Source organism: Alsobacter metallidurans (assembly GCF_014636935.1).
Taxonomy (GTDB): Bacteria; Pseudomonadota; Alphaproteobacteria; order Rhizobiales; family Beijerinckiaceae; genus Alsobacter; species Alsobacter metallidurans.
Map to the genome: position 1 here is coordinate 2,094,241 of NZ_BMES01000001.1, position 22,539 is coordinate 2,116,779.

Below are 22,539 nucleotides of genomic sequence, written 5' to 3' on the forward strand. Positions count from 1 at the left end.
AGATGACATGGGCTCCGGCCGCGCGGGCGGCCGATCCCTGAAGCAGCGGGTCAAGAGCGCGAAAAAACGCACGGTGTCGCAGACGCGGTGGCTGTCGCGCCAACTGAACGACCCTTACGTGGCGCGCGCCAAGCGCGAAGGCTTTCGTTCGCGCGCCGCCTACAAGATCATGGAGATGGACGAGAAGTTCCACCTCTTCAAGCCGGGCCAGAAGGTGCTGGATCTCGGCGCCGCGCCTGGCGGGTGGGCGCAGGTGGCGGCCGGGAAGGTGGGCTCCGGCAAGGGCAAGGGCCGGGTGATCGGCATCGACCTGCTGGACATCGACCCCATTCCGGGCGTCGAATTCACCGTGATGGACTTCCTCGAGGAGGACGCGCCGGAGCGGCTGAAAGCCATGCTGGGCGGCCCGGCGGACGTGGTCATGTCTGACATGGCCGCCAACGCCACCGGCCACAAGAAGACCGATCACCTGAAGATCGTGGCGCTTGCCGAACTCGCCATTGCGTTCGCCCGCGAGGTCCTCGCGCCCGGCGGCGCCTTCGTCGCCAAGGTGCTGCAGGGCGGCACCGAGAACACGTTGCTGTCCGACCTCAAGCGCGATTTCACGACGGTCCGACACGTGAAGCCGGCCGCGAGCCGGGCCGACTCGGCGGAGCTGTACGTGCTGGCGACCGGGTTCCGGGGCAGGGGCGCGGCCGCGACGGCCGAGGCGCTCGACGCGCCCGAGGACGATGACCCCCGCGAAACGGGGTGGGACCCGGCTTCGGCTCCACGCCCCTCGTCCTGAGGGGCAGCCCGCTTGGGCCTGCGTCTCGAAAAGCGACGGATCCAGTTCGCACGGTCCGGCTAACGCACGGGTGTCCCTCATCTTTCGAGACGCATCGCCAAGGGGCGATGCTCCTCAGGATGAGGGGCGTTCGTGGGGAGGGTAGCTTTTTCGCTTTTGTGCCCAACGCTCCACTTTCCAGGCGGATGTTCCTTCGTCTCTCCACCGTCATCCCCGGGCTTGACCCGGGGATCCACGCGCGGGGCGTCGGCGTGGATGGCCGGGACAAGCCCGGCCATGACGGAGTGGGGTTCGGGAAGGCGTCCTTGCTGAGGGTGAAAGGAACAGCGCGGCTGACTGCTGCGCCTGGAACAAGTCAGCGCCTGCCGCGCCTCAGAGCGTCGGCACGGCCCAGCGCACTGCCATGAAGGCCAGCACGCTGCCGAGCAGCCCGGCGAAGCGCGTCTCGGTGCGCAGGTCCGTCAGCTTGCCGGCGGCCACGGCCGGCCGGATCGCGACGTCGATTGCCAACGACAGGATCAACGGCCACAGGAAGCTCGGCACGCTGGTCTTCTCCAGCTCCGGCCACCGCGCGAAGGCCAGCCCCTGAAGCACGCCGAACGCGACCAGAACGGCGACAAAGACGATGGACGTCCGGTTGATCACGACAGGCGACACGCTCCGCTGAAGCTGCCGCACCATGCCGCGACGGACATGACGCCGCAAGGGGAGTGAGGCCCTGGCCTCGCCATCCGGCCACCCTCCCGTCATTGCGAGCCGAAGGCGAAGCAATCCAGAGGCCGGGGCAGGGCTTCGATGTCTCGAATCCGCTCAGACGAGATCTGGATACAGATCCCGCCACGCAGAATTAGTCGCCTCGATGAGAAGCAGCTTCGCAAGCCGTGAACCTGCCTTGAGCTGTTTCTCGCGGAAAATGGCGTCGGGCATGGTGGGCAGCCACTCGTACCAGACGAGCAGCTTGCAGGCGTGCTGCGACGTAAACCCGTGCAGCAAGCCCTCGCGATGTTGGTGGACGCGAGAGGGCAGGTTCGACGTCACGCCGGTGTAGAGCGTGCCGTTTCGTTGGCTCGCCATGATGTAAACGGCGGGAGCTTTCATCCGCTCAATAATGCGGCTGCCGGTTGGGCGGGTGAACCGACCAACGGTTGCAGCAACAACTTTTATGGCTCGCCCCGCCCCAGCCCCTGGATTGCTTCGCTGCGCTCGCAATGACGGGGAGGGCTGTTTAGGACGAGCCCCATGGGCCCACCTGCCGTCATTGCGAGCCGAGAAGGCGAAGCAATCCAGTAAGTGGGGCAGGGCTGCGTGGAAGCGGCAGTGCGCGCCCAGCATCTGGATTGTTTCGCTGCGCTCGCAATGACGGGACGGGCGGTTTTCGGGCGAACCCAGTGGCCGACCTCCCGTATTGCTCGTCGACGTGGAGCGTCTACGCGCTGCTGGCGGCCTTGACGCCCAGCGCGGCCTGCGCCGCCGCGAGGCGGGCGATGGGGACGCGGTAGGGCGAGCAGGACACGTAGTCGAGGCCGACCTGTTCGCAAAACGCGATGGAGGCCGGGTCGCCGCCATGCTCGCCGCAGATGCCGAGCTTGATGTTGGGGCGGACCTTGCGGCCGCGCTCCACGCCGATCTTCACCAGCTCGCCAACGCCCTCGATGTCCAGCGTCACGAACGGGTCGGACGGCAGGATGCCCTTGGCCGTGTACGGGCCGAGGAAGCTTGCGGCGTCGTCGCGCGAGATGCCGAGGCCGGTCTGGGTCAGGTCATTGGTGCCGAAGGAGAAGAACTCGGCCGTTTCGGCGATCTCGTCGGCTTTCAGGCAGGCGCGCGGCAGCTCGATCATGGTGCCGACCTGGAATTCCAGCTTGGCGCCCGTCTCCTTTTCAACCGCGGCCGCCATCGCGAGGATGCGCTCGCGGACGATGTCGAACTCCGGACGGCCCATCACGAGCGGGACCATCACCTCCGGGATCACAGGCTGGCCGGTGGACTTCGCGGCCTCCACGGCGGCCTCGAAGATGGCGCGGGCCTGCATCTCGGCGATTTCCGGATAGGCGATCGCCAAGCGGCAACCGCGGAAGCCGAGCATCGGGTTGAACTCGTGCAGCTCGGCGGCGCGGCGCTTGAGCTTCTCCTCGGACGCGCCCATGGCGGCCGCCACTTCGGCGACCTCCGCGTCGGTGTGCGGCAGGAACTCGTGCAGCGGCGGGTCGAGGAGCCGGATCGTGACCGGCAGGCCGCTCATGATGGTGAAGAGCTCGACGAAGTCGGCGCGCTGCATGGGCAGGAGCTTGGCCAGCGCGTGGCGGCGGCCCGCCTCGTCGTCAGCCAGGATCATCTCCCGCACCGCAACGATGCGCTCGCCCTCGAAGAACATGTGCTCGGTGCGCGACAGGCCGATGCCCTCGGCGCCGAACTGGCGCGCCGTGCGGGCGTCCAGCGGCGTCTCGGCGTTGGCGCGGATCTTCATGCGGCGAACCTTGTCGGCCCAGCCCATGAGCGTGCCGAACTCGCCCGACAGCTCGGGCTCCAGCATCTTGATCTCGCCCTGCATCACCTGGCCGGTCGTGCCGTCGATGGTGATCCACTCGCCCTTTTTCAGGGTGACGCCCGAGGCCGTCATGGTCTGGGCGGCGTAGTCGACCCGCAGGCCGCCCGCGCCGGAGACGCAGGGCTTGCCCATGCCGCGCGCCACCACGGCGGCGTGCGAGGTCATGCCGCCGCGGGTGGTGAGGATGCCCTCGGCGGCGTGCATGCCGTGGATGTCCTCAGGGCTTGTCTCGATGCGCACCAGGATGACCTTGCGGCCGGCGGCCTTGGCGGCCTCGGCTTCGTCCGAATCGAACACGATCTCGCCGCCGGCCGCGCCGGGCGAAGCCGGGAGCCCGGTGGCGAGCACCTTGCGCTCGGCCTTGGGATCGATGGTGGGATGGAGCAGCTGGTCGAGCGACTGCGGCTCGATGCGGGCCACGGCCTCTTCCTGCGTGATCAGGCCCTCGGCGGCGAGCTCCACCGCGATCTTCAGCGCCGCCTTGGCGGTGCGCTTGCCGTTGCGGGTCTGCAGCATCCAGAGCTTGCCGCGCTCGATGGTGAACTCGACGTCCTGGACGTCGCGGTAGTGCTTTTCCAGCAGGCCGCAGATGCGGATGAACTCCGCGTAGGCTTCCGGCATGGCGACTTCGAGAGACGGGCGGTCCGAGCCGGCGGCCTTGCGGGCCTGCTCGGTGATGTCCTGCGGGGTGCGGATGCCGGCCACGACGTCCTCGCCCTGGGCGTTGATCAGGAACTCGCCATAGAGCTCCTTTTCGCCCGTGGAGGGATTGCGCGTGAAGGCCACGCCGGTGGCCGAAGTCTCGCCGAGATTGCCGAACACCATGGCCTGGACGTTCACGGCCGTGCCCCAGCTCGCCGGGATGCCGTTGAGCTCGCGGTACTTGTTGGCGCGCGGGTTCATCCAGGAGCCGAAGACGGCGCCGATCGCGCCCCAGAGCTGGTCCTTGGGATCCTGCGGGAACGGCCGGCCGAGCTCGGCCTGCACGGTCTCCTTGTAGCGGGCCACGATGGTCTTCCAGTCGTCGGCCGAGAGGTCGGTGTCGAGCGTGTAGGCGCGGAGATCCTTGTACTCCTCGAGGATGTCCTCGAAGTGGTGGTGGCCGACCTCGAGCACCACGTCTGAGTACATTTGGATGAAGCGGCGGTAGCTGTCATACGCGAAGCGGGCGTCGCCCGAACTCTGCGCGATGGCCTCCACGGTGACGTCGTTGAGGCCGAGGTTGAGCACCGTGTCCATCATGCCCGGCATGGAGGCGCGGGCGCCGGAGCGCACGGAAACGAGCAGCGGATTGGCTGGATCGCCGAAGGTCTTGCCCGCGATGGCGCCGACATCGGCCAGCGCCGCCTCGATCTGCCCGGCGAGGTCGTCCGGATAGGACTGGCCGTGGGCGTAGTAGTAGGTGCAGACCTCGGTCGAGATGGTGAAGCCCGGAGGCACCGGCAGGCCGAGATTGCTCATCTCGGCGAGATTGGCGCCCTTGCCGCCCAGAAGCTCGCGCATGCCGGCCTGGCCCTCGGCCTTGCCGTCACCGAAGGTGTACACCCACTTCGTCATTAGCCCCATCCTTTGTTGCGATCTCCCGCGACGGCGGGAGAGGCACGACTTTCATTTGCGCAGCGCCGACCAAAAGGCAATCGCAGCCGGCTCACCCTTAAGGCTAGGCTCGCAGCAGCGCCGTGGCGGAAGCGGGGCGGGAAAACGCCCGCACCGAAACGCCGAGCGCCGCTCTTCGTTCCACGCCTGTGTATCTTGTATGCCAGCGGTCCGTCAAAACCGACGCAGCGCGAGCCCCATCGCGATCCAGCTCGTTCCGGCGAAGATGAGGTCGATGCCTAGGAAGATGCCCAGCACGAACAGGCTGGATGCCGGCCACTGCATCAGGATCATCGCGCCCAGGAGCAGCGTGACAAGGCCCGAAAGCGCCACCCAGACCCAAGGCGAGCCCTCGCGCATCTGGAACGCGAGCACGATGCGCACCGCCCCGGAGGCCACGAGGCCCGCGCCGAGCATCAGCGTCAGCACGGTGGCGGCCAGCAGCGGGTTCATGATCGCGAAAACGCCCGCGAGCGCGTACAGCGCGCCGAGCAGCACCCAGAGCGCGAAGCGGCCCCAGCTCTTGGACGCAAACCCGTGCGCCATCTCGATCGCGCCGCTGAGCACCATCATGAAGCCCACGATGGTGACGCTCACCGCGGTGGCGAGCACGACGCTGCCGAGCGCGACCAGGCCGCAGAGGCTGAGCAGCACCCCCATGGCGACGATCCAGCCCCAGCGTCCGCGAAGCGCTCTGAGACCGCCCCCGAGGCTGGAGCCTGCGGGCGGCGGGTGGTCGGTTGCTGTGGTCATGGCTCACTCCCGGGTTGGTGGGTGCAGCGCGATGATACAACCTAAAGCGGTGGAACGCAGTGCGCCTAAGGTCCATTGTCTTGGGCGGCCGGCGGCGGCGCATTTGCGCCGGAACCGTTCCGGCCCGCACGTAGAAAGGGACGCAAGCTCATGAGCCGCGCCTTCGTGAAGGAGCAGGACGGGGGCGAAGCCTTCGAGGACCTGCCGGACCGGCCCGTCAGCCCGCACCCTAACCTCGTCACGCCCGAGGGGCTGCGCGCCATCGAGGAAACGGTGGAGCGCCTGCGCCGCGAGCACGGCGACGCGCAAGCGGCCGGAGACCGGCCCACGGTGGCCCGCACGGCGCGCGACCTGCGCTACTGGCAGCATCGGCTTTCCAACGCCGAGGTCGTCCAGCCCTCCGCCGACGCGCAAACCGTCCATTTCGGCGCCACGGTCACAATCGAGCGCGACGACGGACGCAAGCAGACCTGGCGCATCGTCGGCGAGGACGAGGCGGACCCCGCCCATGGCACGCTTCCGCACGTAGCCCCGCTCGCCCAGGCGCTCCTGGGCAAGAGCGTCGGCGACACGGTGGAAGCCGGGCACGGCGAGGCCGAGATCATCGCGATCGGGTGAGGGGCGAATCCTCCCGTGATGCTTGCGTCGCCTCGACGTCATTGCGAGGAGCGCAGCGACGAAGCAATCCACGCGCCGGGCGAAAGGCTGCGCCTTTTGGCCCGGCGTCAGCTGGATTGCTTCGCTTCGCTCGCAATGACGGGAGGGGACGATTAGGCTGGCGCCTGAACGCACCGGACAACGCCGCAGCCATGCGAAATCTTCCGCCAGACTTTCCCAGCGTTGTTCCGCAGGCGGGAGACGCGCTCGTCCTGGTGGCGCGCATCGACGAGTGGCGGGACGGAGAGGAGCGGCTGAGCGCCGTCGAGCGCGAACGGCTGCGCCATCTAACGCATCCGCGCACGGCCGAGACCTTCGTGGCCGGCCGTTCGCTGTTGCGCGCCGCGCTCGCGGCCGTGCTGGGCGAGGCGCCGGAAACGATCGGCCTCACGCTTGGACGGCATGACAAGCCTGCGCTGGAAGCCCCCGGCGACCTCGCCTTCAACCTGACCCACTCTGACGAGCACGTCGCCCTGGCGCTGACCCGGGGCGCCGAGATCGGCCTCGACATCGAGCCGACTGCGCCGCCGGAGCGCGAGGCGGTGGCCGAGGTTGTGATGACGCCCGAAGAGCTGGCGGCCTTCCGGGCGGTTCCCGGGCCGGAGCGTGACAAAGCCTTCCTGAGCCTCTGGACCCGAAAGGAGGCCATCCTGAAAGCCGCCGGATCGGGCTTTTCGGTGGAGCCGCGCGCCCTTGCGGTCGGCTTCGGGGCGGAGGCCGGCCGCGCAACCCTGCCGGGCTACGGGGGCTGGTTCGCCGTGCGGGCCGTCGAGCGCCCGGGTTGGCCGCCCATGGCGGTCGCGTTCTGGAACAGCGAGGTGGGAAACACCACGCTGCTGGAGGTCTGAAGGCCGGTCGCCACTCAGTCCATCACATGCGCTTCGGCCTGGCCCTGCGGCTTCGCGGTCTTCTTGATCAGCAGCAGCAGCGGGAAGGCTGACAGGCTGATGAACATCATCAGCTTGAAGTCATTCGAATAGGCGATTACGGCCGCCTGCTGGGTCACGAGCTGGTCCAGCATGGCGCGGCCGCCCTCGGTGGTCCAATCCATCACGGCCTTCACGTCCGGCATCTTCAGCGCGTCGTTGAACGGCGTGATGTGTTCCACGAGCTGGCTGCGGAACTGCGTCGTCTTGCTGGTGAGCTCGGCGATCACGATCGAAATGCCGATGGAGCTGCCGATGTTCCGGATCAACGTCCAGAGCGCCGTGCCGTCCGTGCGCAATTCCGCCGGCAAGGTCGCGAACGCGACGGTGTTCAGCGGCACGAACACGAAGCCGAGCCCCAGGCCCTGGATGATGTTGACGAAGTTGATGTGCGCCGCCGACGTGTTGGGCGAGAAGCTGATCATCGCATACAGCGCCCAGGTGGAGGCCGAGAGCCCGAAGAACACCAGGATGCGCGGATCCACGAAGCGCAGCAGCCGCCCCACCACCATCATGGCCACAAGGGTGCCGATGCCGCGCGTGCCGAGCAGCAGCCCGGATGTCAGCACCGGGTAGCCGAGGACGTTCTGGATGTAGGGCGTCACCAGCGCCATGGTGGCGAGCAGGATGATGCCGACGATGAACATGAACACGACGCCAACCGCGAAGTTGCGATCCTTGAAGATGTGCAGCGGGATAAAGGACCGCTCGGACGTGCAGGCGTGCGACAGGAAGAAGTAGAACCCGGCCAGCGCGATCACGAGTTCGGCGACGATCTCGCTCGAATCGAACCAGCCAACTTGCTCGCCGCGGTCCAGCATGAGCTGCAGCGACCCGATTCCGACCGACAGCGCGATAAAGCCCAGCCAGTCGAAGGACAGCCCCTTCTTGGACGGCGTCTCGTCCATGATGGCGGACAGGCCGAGCACCGTGACGACGCCGAAGGGCAGGTTGACGAAAAACACCCAGCGCCAGCTATAGGTCTCGGTGAGCCAGCCGCCGAGCGTCGGGCCCATGATGGGGCCCAGCATCACCCCCATGCCCCAGATCGCCATGGCGGAGCCACGCTGCTCGACCGGGTAGGCGTCCAGCATCACGGACTGCGAGAGCGGCACCAGCGCGGCGCCGAACACGCCCTGCAGTAGCCGGAACAGCACCATCTGCTCGATGGTCTGCGCCGCGCCGCACAGCATGGAGGCCAGCGTGAAACCGGCCGTGCAGACGATGAAGAGCCGCTTGCGGCCGAAGCGCGCCGACATCCAGCCCAGCGGCGACGTCATGATGGCGGCCGCCACGATATAGGAGGTGAGGACCCAGTTGACCTGGTCCTGCGTGGTGCCGAGCCCGCCCTGCATGTAGGGGAGGGCGACGTTGGCGATGGTGGTGTCCAGCGCCTGCATGATGGTGGCCATCATCACGCAGACGGTGAGCAGCACCCGCTTGGCGCCGGCGCTGCGTTGCGCCGGCGCGGCCGGCATCGACAGAGCCGCGGCCGACATCAGTTGGCGCTCGCGCTCTTCGGGCTCGCGACCGCGCCCGAGAGGCCCAGCAGGCCCGCCAGGCTACGCTGGCGCTTCGTATCGATCGACACGTTGGTGCTCATGCCGGCGCGCAGGGCCGCGACGTCCTGCCCGGCGTCGAACTCGATGCGGACGGGAACGCGCTGCACCACTTTCACCCAGTTGCCGCTGGCGTTCTGCGGCGGCAGGATCGCGAACTGCGCGCCAGTGCCGGGGCTGATGGAGCCCACATGGCCGCGCCACACGCGATCCGGATAGGCGTCGACGGTGATCTCGGCCGCCTGGCCGGCCTGCACGTAAGTGAGGTCGGTCTCCTTGGGGTTCGCGTCCACCCAGGGCTTGTCGTCCGCCACGATGCTGAACACGGGCGCACCCGAATCCAGGTAGCGGCCCATCTGGATGCTCGACACCTGCGTGGCGACGCCCGCGATGGGCGCGCGCAGCACCGTGAGCGAGAGGTTTCGCTGCGCCCGGTCGAGCGCGGCCTTGGCCTCCATCCAGGGCGCGAAGCCCTCGATCGGCAGGTTAGGATCGCCGTTCAGCTGCGACAGCGCGGTGGCCTGCTGCTGTTGCAGCATCTCGACCTGCGAACGCGCCGCCGCGACCGTGATTTCGGAATTCTCGAGCTCGGCCCGGGAGCCGGCGCGGCTGGCCAGCAGGTCCTGCTTGCGGCCGTAATCGGCCTGGCGCAGCTGGAGGGTCTGGCGGGCGAGCTGCAGCTGCGATTCGAGGCTCTTGGCCGAGGCTTTGAGCGTGTCGAAGTCTGTCGACACCTTGCCGAGATGCGCCTGCGCCTCCTGCACGGCGATGCGGTAGGAGGTCTGGTCGATCTCGAACAACTCGTCGCCGGGCGAAAGCCGCTGGCCTTCCTCGACGAGGATCCTGGCGACCTTGCCGGAAACCTCCGGCGTCACCAGCACCTTCTGTGCGCCCACATAGGCGTTGTCGGTGGTGATGAAGCGTCCGCCATGCAGGTAGGCGTAGCCGCCGCCCACGGCCGCGATGGCCGGGATGATGAAGAACAGCGCAAAACGAAGGCCGCGGCGCTTGCGCGGCGGGGGCGCGGCTTGAGCTTGCGGCGCAGCCGCCGAGGCGTCGGACAGCTCGGCGCCCTGGGCGACGTCCTGGGTGGCTGTGGCTGAGGGGGAGGGGGCTTGCTGGGTCATGATCCGGTTTTCAGGTCCGCGAGGTTCGTCTGATCCGGAGCGCCGTTCTGGAGGCGCTCCTTGAGGTTGTCCTTCACGCGGCCGAGATGGCCGACGAGCGCCGCAATAGTGGCGTCGTCGAGCCCCTCGAGGGCCACGTTCATGATCTCGGCCCCGACATGGCCGAGGGAATCGAGCACCGGGTAGGCCTTCTCGGTGAGAAACAGGCGTTTCACACGCCGGTCGGTCTCGTCCGGGCGGCGCTCCACGAGCCCGTCGTCGCAGAGGCGGTCGACCAAGCGGGTGAGCGTGATGGGCTGAACGTCCAGGATGCAGGCCAGTTCGTTCTGGCTGAGCCCCTGGCGCCGCTGAAGGCGGTTCAACACGGCCCACTGCGCACGGGTGGCCCCGAACTCGCGCGCCCGCTGGTCCGTGTAGGTGCGCAGCAGCCGTGCGGCGTCCGAGATCAGGAAGCCCAGTTCACGGCGGGGAGAGGGTGTGTTCGGCATCGGCGCTCATGCGCTCCAGGCTCATCATAAGTGAGCTTAAAATAAGGAGGCATGGCTGAGAGTCCAGAGGGGGCTGAAGGTTTTCTGCACGTCCTGCGTGCGTCGTTGTCGCAGGTTGTTCGCGGCTGAATTCTGAGCACGACAACCTCAAGTTGAGCGGGGTAGAATCTGTTCGGAAAAAGACTGTGAAGAGCACGCGAGAGCCTTGCGCTGTCCTGATTTGGATGTTTTGCGCGGGCGTCCCGGTGCTATGCTGAAGAAAGAGAATCAGGCGGCCGAAACTTTGTCGCCCTGTGTGTTCGGCTCCTTATCAACCGCTCGGATTGGTGTTTCCCGATGTCGGACGAATTTGTACCCAAGTACCAGCTGGACGGGTCCGATCACGTGGACCGCCACGCCCGTGAGCATGGATCGGAAGACGCGCCCGTCGACCTGATCGAGGTGTCGGGCGTGATCAAATGGTTCGATGTCGCCAAGGGCTACGGCTTCATCGTTCCGGACAGCGGCATGCCGGACGTTCTGCTCCATGCGACTTGCCTGCGTCGCGACGGGTTCCAGGTGGCCTACGAGGGGGCGCGCATCGTCTGCGAGGCGCAGCGCCGCGCCCGGGGTTACCAGGCCTTCCGCATTCTCTCGATGGACACCTCCACGGCGCCGCACCCCTCGCAGCTGCCGCCGGCCCGCACGCATGTGTCGGTGACGCCCACCAGCGGGCTCGAACCCGTGATCGTGAAGTGGTTCAACCGGCTGCGCGGCTTCGGCTTCGTCTCGCGCGGCGACGGCACGCCCGACATCTTCGTCCACATGGAAACCCTGCGCCGCTACGGCATCACCGAGCTGCGCCCCGGCGAAACCGTGATGGTGCGGTTCGGCGACGGGCCGAAAGGCCTCATGGCGGCCGAAGTGCGGCTGCTGGCCACCAGCGGGCAGGCCCCGTCCTCGCATTAAGAGGATTGGGTTGGCTGAGAGAACTTCTGTGATCGTTCGGGCGAGCTGAGCAAACCGCTCCATTGACCCGCCGCACCCGCGGAGGCAGCATCCGGCCCTCGCGAGGTGCCCATGTCGTTCAAGTCTCCCGTCGTCGCTTTTTTGCTCTTCCTGGCCGCGCTGGCGGCGTCGCCAAGGCCAGCCATGGCCGACTCGGCGCTCGAGAAGCTCGTGATCAACACGGCCGGCGGCCCACGCACCTTTGAGGTGGAGGTGATGCGCACCGACGAGGAGCGCGCCAAGGGGCTGATGTTCCGCCGCTACATGCCCGAGTCCCGCGGCATGCTGTTCGACTTCAAGGAGCAGCAGCCCGTAATGATGTGGATGAAGGACACCTTCATCCCGCTCGACATGGTGTTCATCCGCCGCGACGGCTCCATCGCGCGCATCGCCGAGAACACCGAGCCGCATTCGACCCGGACGATCTCCTCGGGCGAACCCGTGTTCGGCGTGCTTGAGATCAATGCGGGCGTCGCCGCCAAGCTCGGTGTGAAGCCCGGCGACAAGGTCCAGCACGCCTTGTTCGGCGCAAAGCCCTGAGGGGGCCTGAAAATGCAAAGAGCCCCGCGGGAGCTGACACCGCAGGGCTCTTAGGCTGCCATCGGAGGGGGGCAATTCCGATTTGCGAGTGCTCAACGCGCCGCATTGCAGCTTGTTCCCGACCGCCTTTCGATTTCCCTGCACGACAGGCGGAAGCTGCAGAATGGTAGCTATGCAATTTTAGCGCGTTATTTTCGCGCAATCTGTTACCCAACCATTAGCGGGACAATCAGGACGCCGGCAGCTTAAGGTTTTCTTAGCTGCGATATCAAGGCACATTGCTGCACGACATGCTGATACGGCAGGTGGTGCAGATGTATTCGACAGTTTTATCGAACTCGATCCGTAAAACACGCGAGTATATCCGTAATGCGGACGGCGCAGTCGGGCCGATGTTCGCCGTGACGCTGCTTCCCTTGCTGGTGTCGGTCGGGGCGGTCGTCGATCTGCAGACCGCCGCGATCTCGCGCACGAAGCTTGGAGCGGTGGCCGACGCGGCCGCGCTCGCGGCGGCCGGGCACTCCACCGGAACCGCCGCGGAGGCGGAGCTCTACGGCCTGAGGTCGTTCAACGCCGGCGTCGCCGAGCTGAAGCGCGTCACCATCTCGAGCGCCTCCATCAAGGTCACCGACAGCGGACTGAGCCGCTCGGCGGTGGTCACCTATAACGGGCAGACAGCGACCTCGCTGCCGCAGGTCGTAGGGGTGACCAGCCTGGGCGTCTCCGGCACGGCCAGCGCGACGCTGGGCCGGTCGCCCTACATGGATTTCTACCTCCTGCTGGACAACACGCCCTCCATGGGCGTTGGCGCGACTCCCGCGGACGTAACCAAGATGGTCAACAACACCTCCGACAAATGCGCCTTCGCGTGCCACGACCTGTCCAACGCCAACAACTACTACAACCTCGCCAAGAAGCTCGGCGTGACGATGCGCATCGACGTGCTGCGCATGGCCACGCAGCAGCTCATGGACACCATGGCGTCCACCGCCACTGTGTCGAACCAGTTCCGTGCGGGCGTGTATTCGTTCGGCGCGTCCGCCACCACGGCCGGCCTCACCACGGTGGCGCCGCTCAGCGGCTCGCTCTCCAGCGTGAAGGCCGCCGCCGGCGCGATCGACCTGATGACGGTGCCGGATTCGTCCTACAACAACGACCAGGACACCGACTTCACCAAGGTGCTGACGGCCCTGAACGCCGCCGTGCCGTCGCCGGGCGATGGCCAGTCCGAAACCTCGCGGCAGAAGGTGGTGTTCTTTGTGTCGGACGGCGTAGCCGACGAAAACAACAAGACCACCTGCTCGCAGCCCCTGTCAGGCTCGCGCTGCCAGCAGCCGATCAACCTGGCCCTGTGCTCGGCGCTCAAGAACCGCGGCGTCAAGGTGGCGGTGCTCTACACCACCTACCTACCGCTGCCGACCAACAGCTGGTACAACACCTGGATCAAGCCCTTCGTCGGGACGATCAGCAGCAAGATGGCCAATTGCGCCTCGCCGGGCCTCTACTTCGAGGTCAGCCCCTCGCAGGGCATCTCGGAGGCGATGACGGCGTTGTTCAAGCAGGCGGTCTATTCGGTGCGGCTCACCAACTAGGCGGCGCTATCGAAGGAAATACAAGATGCCGGACAGCGCCGCGACCACAAGCGCGACGTCCGGCAGCTTGGCGAGCAGGTCCCGGATCGTGCGCGACACGTAACAGTCGCCGCAGGCGTAGCGCGTCAGCTTCTTGACCCGCTTGAACACCAGCATCATGCGCTTGGGCTTGTTGTCGTCCTCAGCCTCGACCTGCACGGTGTAGCGAACCGCCTTGCCGTGCGGGACCATCCGGCCGCAGCTGAAGCACTGATGTGTTCTCTCGACCGCCGGCACGCCGCACCTCCGTTGGCGGGAGGGAGCATGGTGCGAAGAGATTGCAATCAAGTTACTCGTATAAGTTGTTTTCCTGGCCGAGGCGGCCAAACAAACGCGGCCGCAGGGCTGGCATCGGCAATGAACGGCTCACGACGATCCTGCGCCTTTCCTTTGGCGCGTTTCAATTGCCTTGCTGGCCGACCGCTTGGTTTGCACCCGTTGCGCGGGTCTCGCCGGGGGGGCGCTGTTCTGGACAGGAGCGTTCGCGCCAAGGCTGTTCAGGTGGAGCGCCTCTGCGCGCGCAAGCAATTCGGCCGCGCCCGCCCGCCGAACAAGATCCGCGTTGCCGCTCGAGAATGCGCTGGCTCCCTCAATGACCGAGACCGCCTCAAGCACGCCCAAAACAGGCGAACGGGGCGGAACGCGCACGATCTTTCCGCCGACGATCACGAGGCCGCCGCCATCCTCGGCCACGCCGCGAAACACCAGGGGCCACTCGTCCGGCACCCAGACGTCGATGTAGCTCGGCTCGGTCGTCAGCACCTGGGCGCAGAAAATCTCTTGGACGCCGGTCCGCGTATCGGTCCAGAACGGAACGAAGACTTCGTCGGTCGCCGCGAGCCCGAAATAGTCGCCAATGAACAGCAGGTTCCGGTCGCCATGCGACCAGGGCGCGTTCACGTCCGGGTTCCAGCCGTGCTTTGTCACCCGTCGCCGATGAGGGAAGGTCCCGGCGTCATCGTAGGAGGCAGACAGATAGAGGTTGAGCAGATAAGGGCCGGCCCCGAATTCTTGCCCGAAGGCATAGAATGCGCACCCGACCGTGCCGCTCGGGGTCGCGGCGAGCTGGGGCATGAAGCAGTGCTGGCCGGGCAGCACGCCAGACGGAATGAGAGGAGAACCGCTTGTCGGGCCTTCCCAGGTCTGGCCGCCGTCGCGCGACACTCTGTAGAAGATCCGGCTGACGCCGTCCCGGAGTTCCGGCCAGGCGATGACGAGCGTTCCGCCTGAGCCGACCGCGGCCGTGACCATGGTGCGCACGCGAAAATGCCCGTTTGGCAGAATCGGGAAGCCGCCCACTGATGTCGAAAGACCCTCCAAGCCCTGCACGTCGGCGACCACCACCGGCTTTTCAAAGGTCGCGCCGCCATCTTTCGAGCGCAGGTGTCGGACGCTGGATTTGCTGGCCGGACTGATGTCGAAGATGTGGATCCAGCCATTCGAGTCGGTGACGATCGCAGGCGCGTAAACGGAAAAGTCGAGATGCCCGGCAGCTTTCTGCGCGCCTGGCCCGCGCCATGTAAGCCCGCCGTCAGTGGACCGCGCAAATCCGCAATTCTGGTTCGCGCCCCACACTGCGTAGACATTGCCGTGGAACGGGCTTTCCGGCCTGTCATCGGCGGCCATCCACTGCTTGTCGTCACGATCGCTGGTGGTCAGTTGAACGGGGTTGCTCCACGTTTGGCCGCCATCGCCTGAGCGGTAGACCACCATCCCGAGTCCTGTCAGATCCTGGCCATAAGACAGGGGCTCACCAAGCAGGTAGGCTGCGCCGTTCGCGTCGAAGGTCACCGCCGGGTCCGTCATGCCTTGCCAGCCCGGCAGCATGGGCAACGTGCTTTCGCCCCACGTCTCGCCTCCGTCCAAGCTGTAGAATGGGCTGAGGTGGAAGTGGTACTTCTGCGGTTCGTCGAACCGCTTCGATGCGCCGACCAGATTGCTTGGGTTGCGGGGGTTCACCGCAAGATCAGATTCGCTCCGTGACTGGCTGGCGGTGCTGTGGCTGACCTGGACCTCCAGCCCCACATACAGACCTGGCCCTTTTGGATTCGCGAAGTCCGGCAAGGTGAAATGCATCTCACGCCTCCTGTGGTGAGAGAGCGGGCGCCTAGTGCTGGCTGCGGCCGCGCGACTTCCGCGTCCAGGCGACAAGCCGACGCCTGGCGACAATTGCGACAACCAGGGCGGCTGCGGCCGCCGTATAGAGCGCCTCGGTTGCGCCGGAGCCCCCGTCGGGAGACACGCCGAATAACTGCTCGAACCAGTCCATCGCGACACCTCGTCGGGAGTCCCCGCCCGGCAGCCCGGCGGGGTATGAGTCTCTGGCGGCTCTCTCAACGGCGTCCATAACCCGGAGGCGGCGCGCCAATGATCGGCGCTCTGGCAGACGGAAGCTCTGCCGTCAGTAGAAGCCTGGCTGCATTGCAAGACTAACCGAGCCCGGAGATCCCGAATGTGAAGCTGAACACGTTCCGTTACGCCCTGCGCCTCGGAACGAAGCCAAAATCTCCGTTCAACCGCGCAGGCGGCGGATGCTCATTCGTACCGGCCGACTCCGCCCTTGCGGGGAGGATCTAAAAAACGTAGACGATCCAACGTGGCTCGCCACGCCGGGGTATAGCGCAGCCTGGTAGCGCGGAAGTTTTGGGTACTTCAGGTCGCAGGTTCGAATCCTGCTGCCCCGACCATGCGGCGAGCACCGGTTCCGAGTCCCGGATCAACGAGCAGCGAGCAGCCATGTCCGCCAGGATCTATCGTCCCGCCAAGACCGCCATGCAGTCCGGCACGGCCAAGTACACCCGCTGGCTGCTCGAGTTCGAGCGCGAGGCGAAGGACATCGATCCGCTGATGGGCTGGACCAGCTCGGGCGACACCCGCCAGCAGGTGAAGCTCTGGTTCGACACCAAGGAAGACGCGCTCGCCTACGCGCAGCGCAACGGCATCGCGGCCACGGTCGAAGAGCCGCACGAGCCCAAGCGCCGGCAGATCGCCTATGCGGACAACTTCAAGTTCAACCGCGTCGGCCAGTGGACCCACTGACGCCGGCCCACCCCGGCCGTTCCGGCCCCGTAGCTCAGATGGATAGAGCAAGGACCTTCTAAGTCCGAGGTCGCAGGTTCGAATCCTGCCGGGGTCGCCAATCTCTTCTCGAGGCCTCAGGATCCCGGTGGGTCAGGCGACCGCTGTGCTGCGGGTTGGTGGCTTGACGCAACAGAGCCGCGCCTGAGTCTACGCCGAAGTGGCGCGTGAGCTTTGGTCAGCCGAGGTCTGGCCAATACGTCGGGCTGAACTCCGAGGCAGGGCGCTGTCGTCACGCGACTGGACGCGAGGTTTAGGATCGTCGGGCTAACGACCTTGGCGCCGATCATCGGGGTTCAGCCCCGGAGCAGATCGATGTTGATCCGGCCTATTCAGGATCATCTCCCGCTACGCCGCCGTCATAGGCCGGGCGGTCTCAAGCGTCGGTGAGCCGGCGCGGGCAAACACCAATACGTGCAAAGAGCACTCGCGGCATCTGGCTCGCGCATGGGTTCACCAATGCTGGATCGGGTGGCGAGCCCAGCCTGCGCCTGCCACTATGGCGGCCTCGCTGCATCGCCTGTCCAGGATTTCCATGTCCCCCGATTCCGCCCTCTCGCCCAGCATCGTCAGAGCCGCCCAGATCATCCGGGGTTTCGACAAGGACGATCAACCGCGGATCGAGGCGGACGCCGCCGTCGTGGTGCAGGGCGGCATGATTCAGGCGATTGGGCCTGCGGCCGAAATGGCGGCGCGCTACCCCGGCGCCGCCATGCATGGCGGCGACGGCTTCGTGATCACGCCCGGCTTCGTCAACGCGCACCACCATGTCGGGCTGACGCCGCTGCAACTGGGCTCGGCGGATCACCCGCTGGAGCTCTGGTTCGCGAGCCGGCTGGCGCTCCGTGACGTCGACCTCACGCTGGACACGCTCTACTCGGCCTTCGAGATGATCGCGAGCGGCGTCACCACGGTGCAGCATCTCCACAGCCGCGCTCCCGGAACGCCCCGCGACATCGTGGCGGCGGCCGAGAAGGTGATCTCGGCCTACAGGGCCATCGGCATGCGAGCGACATATTCGATGGCGCTGCGCGACCAGAACCGCCTCGTCTACGAGGACGACGCGGATTTCGTGGCGCGGCTGCCGGACGACCTGAAGCCCGCCATGCGGGATTACTTCACCCGTTTCACCGTGCCGCTCGCGGACCAGATTGCGGTGTCCGAGGAGCTGCTGCGGCGCTACGCGGACGATCCGCTGATCCGGGTGCAGGTCGCGCCGTCCAATCTCCATTGGCTCAGCGAGAACGCGCTGGAGGCGGCCGGCGATCTCGCGCGGCGCCACGGCGTGCCGCTGCACATGCATCTCCTGGAGACGCCTTACCAGAAGGCCTATGCGCGGCGTCGCACCGGCGGCTCCGCTGTGCGCCATCTGGAGCGGCTGGGCCTGCTGGGCCCCCAGATGACGCTTGGCCACGGCGTCTGGATGACCGAGGACGACATTGCGCTCTGCGCCCAATCGGGCACGCGGATCTGCCACAACTGCAGCTCGAATTTCCGCCTCAAGAGCGGCGTCGCGCCCGTGAACCGCTTCCTGGCCGAGGGCGTTCCGGTCGCGATCGGCATCGACGAGGCGGGCGTCAACGACGACCGCGACATGCTGCAGGAGATGCGCATGGTGCTGCGCACGCATCGCGAGCCGGGCATCGACGCGCCGCATCCGTCGCCCGCCACCGTGATGCGCATGGCGACCGAGCACGGCGCTGGGACAACGCCTTTCGCGGGGTCGATCGGCCGGCTGGAGCCCGGCATGGCGGCCGATCTCGTACTGTTCGACTGGAAGGCCGTGACCTACCCCTACCAGTCGGCCGATCTCGGCCTTGTCGAGACGCTGGTGCAGCGGGCCAAGAGCGGCGCGGTGCATTCGGTGATAATCGGCGGCGATTTCGTGTATCAGGACCGCCGGTTCACCCGTGTCAACCGCGACGCCGCCTTGGCCGAGATCGCGGCCCGGCTCGCAGCGCCGCTGACGCCGGCCGAGGAGGCCCGCCGGGTTCTCGCCCGCGAGGCCATGCCGCATGTCCGGCGCTTCTACGACGGATACCTGGACGGGCTCGGCGATGAGCCGCACTACCGCACCAGCGGGCGGTTCTGAGGCGGCTAGGCTGGCGGAACCTGCGCCGCAAAGGCGGCCGCGATGTCGCGGCGCTGCGCCAGCCAGAGCGCGTCCTTGTGCCGGGCGAGCAGCGCCAGCGTGTCGCGAAAAGCCGGGAAACGGCCGGGCCGCCCGGCGATGCGCAGGTGGAACCCGATGTTGAGGAGGCGCGGCAGGCCGCGTTCGGCCTCGGCGATCAGCACCGAAAGGGCGTCCGCCACATACTCCGCCATCTCGCGCGACCGCACGAAGCCGTTGGGATGAAAGAACTTCATGTCGTTCGCATCGAGCGAATAGGGCGTCACCAGCAGGGGCAGGGAGCCGTTGCGGTCCCAGTAGGGCAGGTCGTCGTCGAACCCGTTGGACGTGTACGCAAAGCCGCGCTCGCGCAGCAGATCTCGCGTCCACGGGCTCTCGCCGCCGCGGCAGAAGAATCCGACCGGCTGCTGGCCCGTGGCGGACAGGATGGCGTCGACGCAGCGGTCGAGGTCCCGCGCCTCGGTCTCCCTGTCCGAGTAGTCGGCGTGCGGGCGCCAGCGCCAGCCATGCACGGCGAACTCGTGGCCTCTCCGGGCCGCCTCGGCGGCGACCTGGGGCGAGCGCTCCACGGCTTGGCCGCAGGCGAAGAACGTGGCCGGGATTGCGTGGGCGTCCAGCGCGTCCAGCATTCGCCAGACGCCGGCCCGCATCCCGTAGGCGAAGATCTGCTCCTGGCCCTGGTCGCGCACGCCGGCCGGCACCACGCTCATGACCTCGCCCATGGGCTCCGACCGGGCGTCTCCGTCGCCGACCTGATGCTCCGAGCCTTCCTCGAAATTTACCACCACCGACACGGCGAGGCGCTTGCCGCCCGGCCACGTCACGTCGGGCCAGCGGCCGCCATAGCCAAGAAGGTCGCGCGTCATGGCTGCTCCCCGGCGGCGAAACCGGCGGGCGTGGGCCGCGGCGCCCAGGGCGGCTCGCCGAGGCCGGCGAGCCAGGCTTTGGCGATCGCGTCGCGGCGGGCGAACCACACGCCGGGCCTGGCGGCCATGTGCTCCAGCAGGCGCTCCAGCCCGCCGATGCGGGCCGGCCGGCCGATGATGCGCAGGTGCAGCCCGATCGACAGCATGCGCGGAGCGTCCGCTCCCTCGGCGTAGAGCCGCTCGAAGGCGTCGATGCAGTAGCGGGCGAAGTCGTCCGCGAACACGAAGCCGCCGCCGTTGTAGAAACGCATGTCGTTGGTGTCGAAGGCGTAGGGCAGCACTACGTGCCGCCTGCCATCCTGCTCCACCAGAAAGGGAACGTCGTCGTTGTAGGCATTTGAATCGTACAGGAACCCGCCATGTTCGATCAGCAGTCGGCGGGTGTTCACCGAGGTGGCCGAGCGGGTGTGCCAGCCCACCGGCGGCGCCCCGGCGGCGGCCTCGATCGCCTTGGCGGCGCGCAGGATCACGCGGCGCTCGGCGGCCTCGTCCATATGGACCTGCCGCTCCCAACGGTAGCCATGCGAGGACACCTCGTGGCCGTCCGCGACAGCCTCCCGGGCGATCCACGGCGAGATCTCCAGCGCCCGGCCGTTGGCGTTCAGCGTGGCGGCGACGCCGTAGCGCTTCAGCAGCGCGCGGATGCGCGGCCAGCCGGCGCGCACGCCGTATTCGAAGTGGCTCTCCATGCACAGGTCGCGGGCGCCTTCGACCTTCTCGACCGCCTCGTAGATGAACTCGTTGCGCTCGTCGCCCATGCCGAGCGAAAGCTCCGCGCCTTCCTCGATGTTGACCACCACCGAAACCGCGAGCCGGGCGTCCCCGGGCCAGCGCACCGATGGCCCGCCCGCCCGGTAGCCGGCGAAATCCCGATCATGGGCGAGGCCGCGTTCGCCCGCCGGAGAGTTTCCAGGCCCGCTCATGACCGCTTCGCCGCGAGCGACCGCACCTGATCCATGAACCGGCGCGTCTTGTCGGCGTCCCAGCGCAGCAGGTTGCCCTCGTGCGAACCGTCCAGCATCAGCGAGGTCGACACCACCGCGCCGTCGGCCACCGCCAGCGCATCGGCGACGTTCCCGTCCGTGACGCTGCCGCCAATCAGGAGGGGGCGACGGACGCCCGCCGCCCGGGTCCGGCGCACCCGGTCGAGGCTGTCCGCGAAGGTCGCGCCCGTGAGCACGAGGCCGTCGGCGCCGAAATTGGCCGCCGCCCTGGCGGCCTCCTCCACGGGCGCGGCGATCATGGGTTCGCTGGTGCGGTCATAGACGTCGGCCAGGATCGCGATGTCGTCTCTCCGCAGGGCGTGCCGATAGGTGCGGGCCGGAATGGCGAGCGCGGTTTTGGGCCCCTCCATGGTCATCGCGGCGGCGACGAACACCTTCAGCCGGACGAAACTGGCGTCGGCCGCATGCGCGATCGCGAGCGGGGCCTCAGCGTCGTGCGCCTGCACGATGATGCCGAGCTCTATGGCGGGAAACGCCTTGCGGATCTGGCGACCCAGCGCCGCCGTCACCGCGATCGTGGCGGGGGCGGCCGGGCCGACCTGCCGGGTCTGGTCCTGCAGCATCATGGCGGGCACGCCCGCTTCCGCGAAGACTCGGGCGTTGGTGAGCGCGTAATCCTCCAGAAACGCCATCGAGAGGCCGCGGGCGACCGAAAGGTCCGGCAGATGCAGCGCCGCCACGATGGCCGGGGCGGGGCCCTGCAGGAAGCGGGCGGAGGTCGTGTGGCTCATCATCAATCTCGAAGCAGTTGCTGGATGGCGGGAGCGGCCGTTGCGGCCGCATCGTGTGGCAGGCGGGCGGCGAGCGCCAGCAGTCGCGCGCGGGCCTCGCGCCGGTCGGCGCCGAGCAGGCGCCAGGGCCCGAAATCCTCCACCGCGAAGGAGGCCGACACTGCGCCGAGGCAGGCCGCCGCGACCGGATCGTGGGTTCGGACGAGCCCGGCCAGGAAGCCGCCGCAGAACGCGTCTCCCGCGCCGGTGGGATCGATCGCCCGCACGGGCGCGACCGGGATCGCGACGGGCCTTGGCAGGTCGCGCCCGGCCAGCAACGCGCCCCGGCTCCCGAGCTTGAGCGCCACGAGAGGAGCCCCGGAGGCGACAAGCCGCGCTGCGGCGATTTCGGGCGCCAGAGGGCCCACCAGCGCGGCGGCTTCCGTTTCGCTCGGCAGGAACGCCGCCATGGGGGGCAGGCGGCCCTGCGCGACGTCGGGCGCCATCGCGGCGGCGTTTGAGCCGGGATCGAGCGTGACGACAAGGCCTCGCCCGGTGAGATCCTCCGCCATCCGGCGTTGTGCGTCCGGCAGGTTGGCGCCGAGATGCGCGCCGAAAGCCGCCGCATAGGCGGCCGGCACTTGCGCGGGAAGCACGGGATTGCGCCGCCGGAACGCGCCGAAGCCAGCGGGTGGATCGGGCTGGGCCCGCATCCAAGCCATGAACCGGGCGGCGTCCGCCGCGCTGATGCGATCCCCCGCGAGGCCGAAGCGCTCGAACGCGCCCTCGTCGGCGTGGAGATGGTCGGTTCTGGCGCCGTCGGGCTTGTAGAAGAACCATTCGGAGGAGAACACCTCCTCGTCGGCCTCGTGGACGCCGTCGAGATCGAGGCCGGCCGCCCGGGCCGCGTCCAGCCAGCGGGCGGGGTAGTTGCGCGGAACGACGCCCACCACGCCGACAGCGTCGACCCACAGGCGCGCGCCCGCGGCCGAATAGATCGCGTTGCCGCCCATCTGGCCGCGGCGGACCCGGCCATCGGCCGCCGCCACGTTGTCGATGATGATTCCGCCCGCCGTGAAGCACTGCACCAT

Annotated in this window: 22 protein-coding genes and 2 tRNA genes; 10 read left to right on the top strand and 14 right to left on the bottom strand. The window is 67.6% G+C overall.

Features of this window, described 5'->3' with window-relative positions; genetic code table 11:
• The first annotated feature begins 7 nt into the window (after positions 1-7).
• Positions 8-787 (top strand): RlmE family RNA methyltransferase, encoded by a 780-nt coding sequence (locus IEV99_RS09575; protein ID WP_188517731.1) that lies wholly within the window; start codon positions 8-10, stop codon positions 785-787.
• A gap of 372 nt (positions 788-1,159) precedes the next feature.
• Here the strand turns inward: IEV99_RS09575 and IEV99_RS09580 are convergent, their stop codons facing one another.
• The 4 genes from IEV99_RS09580 to IEV99_RS09595 form a co-directional block, all read right to left on the bottom strand.
• A complete protein-coding gene (locus IEV99_RS09580; protein WP_188517416.1) occupies positions 1,160-1,432 on the bottom strand; it encodes a hypothetical protein in 273 nt (90 codons plus the stop codon).
• A 165-nt stretch (positions 1,433-1,597) separates the two neighbouring features.
• Positions 1,598-1,885 (bottom strand): GIY-YIG nuclease family protein, encoded by a 288-nt coding sequence (locus tag IEV99_RS09585; RefSeq protein ID WP_188517732.1) that lies wholly within the window; start codon positions 1,883-1,885, stop codon positions 1,598-1,600.
• Between the two features lie 328 nt (positions 1,886-2,213).
• Positions 2,214-4,892 (bottom strand): pyruvate, phosphate dikinase, encoded by a 2,679-nt coding sequence (ppdK, locus tag IEV99_RS09590; RefSeq protein WP_188517417.1) that lies wholly within the window; start codon positions 4,890-4,892, stop codon positions 2,214-2,216.
• Positions 4,893-5,105: 213 nt separating this feature from the next.
• Positions 5,106-5,684 (bottom strand): HdeD family acid-resistance protein, encoded by a 579-nt coding sequence (locus tag IEV99_RS09595; RefSeq protein WP_188517418.1) that lies wholly within the window; start codon positions 5,682-5,684, stop codon positions 5,106-5,108.
• Between the two features lie 150 nt (positions 5,685-5,834).
• Between IEV99_RS09595 and greA the strand changes: the two genes are divergently transcribed.
• Together greA and IEV99_RS09605 are read left to right on the top strand one after the other, a co-directional pair.
• Positions 5,835-6,302 (top strand): transcription elongation factor GreA, encoded by a 468-nt coding sequence (gene greA, locus IEV99_RS09600; RefSeq protein ID WP_188517419.1) that lies wholly within the window; start codon positions 5,835-5,837, stop codon positions 6,300-6,302.
• A 191-nt stretch (positions 6,303-6,493) separates the two neighbouring features.
• On the top strand, positions 6,494-7,189 hold the full coding sequence (locus IEV99_RS09605) for a 4'-phosphopantetheinyl transferase family protein (RefSeq protein ID WP_188517420.1): 696 nt from the start codon (positions 6,494-6,496) through the stop codon (positions 7,187-7,189).
• A gap of 14 nt (positions 7,190-7,203) precedes the next feature.
• Here IEV99_RS09605 and IEV99_RS09610 read toward each other — a convergent pair whose 3' ends face one another.
• From IEV99_RS09610 to IEV99_RS09620, 3 genes are read right to left on the bottom strand one after another with little or no spacing between them, the layout of a single operon-like run.
• Positions 7,204-8,766 (bottom strand): DHA2 family efflux MFS transporter permease subunit, encoded by a 1,563-nt coding sequence (locus IEV99_RS09610; RefSeq protein WP_188517421.1) that lies wholly within the window; start codon positions 8,764-8,766, stop codon positions 7,204-7,206.
• On the bottom strand, positions 8,766-9,953 hold the full coding sequence (locus IEV99_RS09615; RefSeq protein WP_188517422.1) for an HlyD family secretion protein: 1,188 nt from the start codon (positions 9,951-9,953) through the stop codon (positions 8,766-8,768). The genes IEV99_RS09610 and IEV99_RS09615 overlap by 1 nt, the downstream gene beginning before the upstream one ends.
• Positions 9,950-10,441 (bottom strand): MarR family winged helix-turn-helix transcriptional regulator, encoded by a 492-nt coding sequence (locus tag IEV99_RS09620; protein WP_188517423.1) that lies wholly within the window; start codon positions 10,439-10,441, stop codon positions 9,950-9,952. The genes IEV99_RS09615 and IEV99_RS09620 overlap by 4 nt, the downstream gene beginning before the upstream one ends.
• 336 nt (positions 10,442-10,777) lie before the next feature.
• Here IEV99_RS09620 and IEV99_RS09625 point away from each other — a divergent pair, with 336 nt between their 5' ends.
• The 3 genes from IEV99_RS09625 (at position 10,778) to IEV99_RS09635 (ending at position 13,560) form a co-directional block, all read left to right on the top strand.
• Positions 10,778-11,389, top strand: a complete 612-nt coding sequence (locus tag IEV99_RS09625; RefSeq protein ID WP_188517424.1) for a cold-shock protein — start codon at positions 10,778-10,780, stop codon at positions 11,387-11,389.
• A gap of 111 nt (positions 11,390-11,500) precedes the next feature.
• Complete coding sequence (locus tag IEV99_RS09630) at positions 11,501-11,968, top strand: DUF192 domain-containing protein (protein WP_188517425.1); 468 nt, start codon at positions 11,501-11,503, stop codon at positions 11,966-11,968.
• Positions 11,969-12,258: 290 nt separating this feature from the next.
• Positions 12,259-13,560 carry a pilus assembly protein TadG-related protein gene (locus IEV99_RS09635; protein ID WP_244643721.1) on the top strand — a complete coding sequence of 434 codons (1,302 nt, stop codon included), beginning with the start codon at positions 12,259-12,261 and terminating at the stop codon, positions 13,558-13,560.
• 6 nt (positions 13,561-13,566) lie between these two features.
• Here the strand turns inward: IEV99_RS09635 and IEV99_RS09640 are convergent, their stop codons facing one another.
• The 3 genes from IEV99_RS09640 to IEV99_RS09650 all read right to left on the bottom strand — a co-directional run bounded on the left by IEV99_RS09640 (position 13,567) and on the right by IEV99_RS09650 (position 15,868).
• Complete coding sequence (locus IEV99_RS09640) at positions 13,567-13,836, bottom strand: hypothetical protein (RefSeq protein ID WP_188517426.1); 270 nt, start codon at positions 13,834-13,836, stop codon at positions 13,567-13,569.
• A 129-nt stretch (positions 13,837-13,965) separates the two neighbouring features.
• Entirely contained in the window at positions 13,966-15,675 is a 1,710-nt protein-coding gene (locus IEV99_RS09645; protein ID WP_188517427.1) for a sialidase family protein, read from the bottom strand.
• Between the two features lie 31 nt (positions 15,676-15,706).
• Positions 15,707-15,868, bottom strand: a complete 162-nt coding sequence (locus IEV99_RS09650) for a hypothetical protein (protein WP_188517428.1) — start codon at positions 15,866-15,868, stop codon at positions 15,707-15,709.
• Between the two features lie 341 nt (positions 15,869-16,209).
• Here IEV99_RS09650 and IEV99_RS09655 point away from each other — a divergent pair.
• The 4 genes from IEV99_RS09655 (at position 16,210) to IEV99_RS09670 (ending at position 18,769) form a co-directional block, all read left to right on the top strand.
• Positions 16,210-16,286: transfer RNA gene (locus IEV99_RS09655), tRNA-Pro, on the top strand.
• A gap of 49 nt (positions 16,287-16,335) precedes the next feature.
• Positions 16,336-16,638: an ETC complex I subunit gene (locus IEV99_RS09660; RefSeq protein WP_188517429.1), complete on the top strand. Its 303-nt coding sequence runs from the start codon at positions 16,336-16,338 to the stop codon at positions 16,636-16,638.
• A 23-nt stretch (positions 16,639-16,661) separates the two neighbouring features.
• Positions 16,662-16,738, top strand: a tRNA-Arg gene (locus tag IEV99_RS09665).
• 474 nt (positions 16,739-17,212) lie between these two features.
• On the top strand, positions 17,213-18,769 hold the full coding sequence (locus tag IEV99_RS09670; protein ID WP_188517430.1) for an amidohydrolase family protein: 1,557 nt from the start codon (positions 17,213-17,215) through the stop codon (positions 18,767-18,769).
• A gap of 5 nt (positions 18,770-18,774) precedes the next feature.
• Here the strand turns inward: IEV99_RS09670 and IEV99_RS09675 are convergent, their stop codons facing one another.
• The 4 genes from IEV99_RS09675 to IEV99_RS09690 are packed head-to-tail and all read right to left on the bottom strand — an operon-like array spanning position 18,775 to position 22,539.
• The gene (locus tag IEV99_RS09675) at positions 18,775-19,674 is read right to left on the bottom strand and encodes a polysaccharide deacetylase family protein (protein ID WP_188517431.1); all 900 of its coding nucleotides are present in this window, start codon (positions 19,672-19,674) and stop codon (positions 18,775-18,777) included.
• Positions 19,671-20,657 carry a polysaccharide deacetylase family protein gene (locus IEV99_RS09680; protein ID WP_188517432.1) on the bottom strand — a complete coding sequence of 329 codons (987 nt, stop codon included), beginning with the start codon at positions 20,655-20,657 and terminating at the stop codon, positions 19,671-19,673. The genes IEV99_RS09675 and IEV99_RS09680 overlap by 4 nt, the downstream gene beginning before the upstream one ends.
• Positions 20,654-21,469: a BtpA/SgcQ family protein gene (locus tag IEV99_RS09685; RefSeq protein WP_188517433.1), complete on the bottom strand. Its 816-nt coding sequence runs from the start codon at positions 21,467-21,469 to the stop codon at positions 20,654-20,656. Before IEV99_RS09685 ends, IEV99_RS09680 begins: the two co-directional genes overlap by 4 nt.
• 2 nt (positions 21,470-21,471) lie before the next feature.
• The gene (locus IEV99_RS09690) at positions 21,472-22,539 is read right to left on the bottom strand and encodes a carbohydrate kinase family protein (RefSeq protein ID WP_210318636.1); all 1,068 of its coding nucleotides are present in this window, start codon (positions 22,537-22,539) and stop codon (positions 21,472-21,474) included.

Bases quoted from the DNA above. Each gene is read 5' to 3' on its own strand.
- IEV99_RS09575 (WP_188517731.1), top strand. From the start codon at position 8: ATGGGCTCCGGCCGCGCGGGCGGCCGATCCCTGAAGCAGCGGGTCAAG.
- IEV99_RS09585 (WP_188517732.1), bottom strand. From the start codon at position 1,885: ATGAAAGCTCCCGCCGTTTACATCATGGCGAGCCAACGAAACGGCACG.
- ppdK (WP_188517417.1), bottom strand. From the start codon at position 4,892: ATGACGAAGTGGGTGTACACCTTCGGTGACGGCAAGGCCGAGGGCCAG.
- IEV99_RS09595 (WP_188517418.1), bottom strand. From the start codon at position 5,684: ATGACCACAGCAACCGACCACCCGCCGCCCGCAGGCTCCAGCCTCGGG.
- greA (WP_188517419.1), top strand. From the start codon at position 5,835: ATGAGCCGCGCCTTCGTGAAGGAGCAGGACGGGGGCGAAGCCTTCGAG.
- IEV99_RS09605 (WP_188517420.1), top strand. From the start codon at position 6,494: ATGCGAAATCTTCCGCCAGACTTTCCCAGCGTTGTTCCGCAGGCGGGA.
- IEV99_RS09610 (WP_188517421.1), bottom strand. From the start codon at position 8,766: ATGTCGGCCGCGGCTCTGTCGATGCCGGCCGCGCCGGCGCAACGCAGC.
- IEV99_RS09615 (WP_188517422.1), bottom strand. From the start codon at position 9,953: ATGACCCAGCAAGCCCCCTCCCCCTCAGCCACAGCCACCCAGGACGTC.
- IEV99_RS09620 (WP_188517423.1), bottom strand. From the start codon at position 10,441: ATGCCGAACACACCCTCTCCCCGCCGTGAACTGGGCTTCCTGATCTCG.
- IEV99_RS09625 (WP_188517424.1), top strand. From the start codon at position 10,778: ATGTCGGACGAATTTGTACCCAAGTACCAGCTGGACGGGTCCGATCAC.
- IEV99_RS09630 (WP_188517425.1), top strand. From the start codon at position 11,501: ATGTCGTTCAAGTCTCCCGTCGTCGCTTTTTTGCTCTTCCTGGCCGCG.
- IEV99_RS09635 (WP_244643721.1), top strand. From the start codon at position 12,259: ATGCTGATACGGCAGGTGGTGCAGATGTATTCGACAGTTTTATCGAAC.
- IEV99_RS09645 (WP_188517427.1), bottom strand. From the start codon at position 15,675: ATGCATTTCACCTTGCCGGACTTCGCGAATCCAAAAGGGCCAGGTCTG.
- IEV99_RS09650 (WP_188517428.1), bottom strand. From the start codon at position 15,868: ATGGACTGGTTCGAGCAGTTATTCGGCGTGTCTCCCGACGGGGGCTCC.
- IEV99_RS09660 (WP_188517429.1), top strand. From the start codon at position 16,336: ATGTCCGCCAGGATCTATCGTCCCGCCAAGACCGCCATGCAGTCCGGC.
- IEV99_RS09670 (WP_188517430.1), top strand. From the start codon at position 17,213: ATGTCCCCCGATTCCGCCCTCTCGCCCAGCATCGTCAGAGCCGCCCAG.
- IEV99_RS09675 (WP_188517431.1), bottom strand. From the start codon at position 19,674: ATGACGCGCGACCTTCTTGGCTATGGCGGCCGCTGGCCCGACGTGACG.
- IEV99_RS09680 (WP_188517432.1), bottom strand. From the start codon at position 20,657: ATGAGCGGGCCTGGAAACTCTCCGGCGGGCGAACGCGGCCTCGCCCAT.
- IEV99_RS09685 (WP_188517433.1), bottom strand. From the start codon at position 21,469: ATGAGCCACACGACCTCCGCCCGCTTCCTGCAGGGCCCCGCCCCGGCC.
- IEV99_RS09690 (WP_210318636.1), bottom strand. From the start codon at position 22,539: ATGGTGCAGTGCTTCACGGCGGGCGGAATCATCATCGACAACGTGGCG.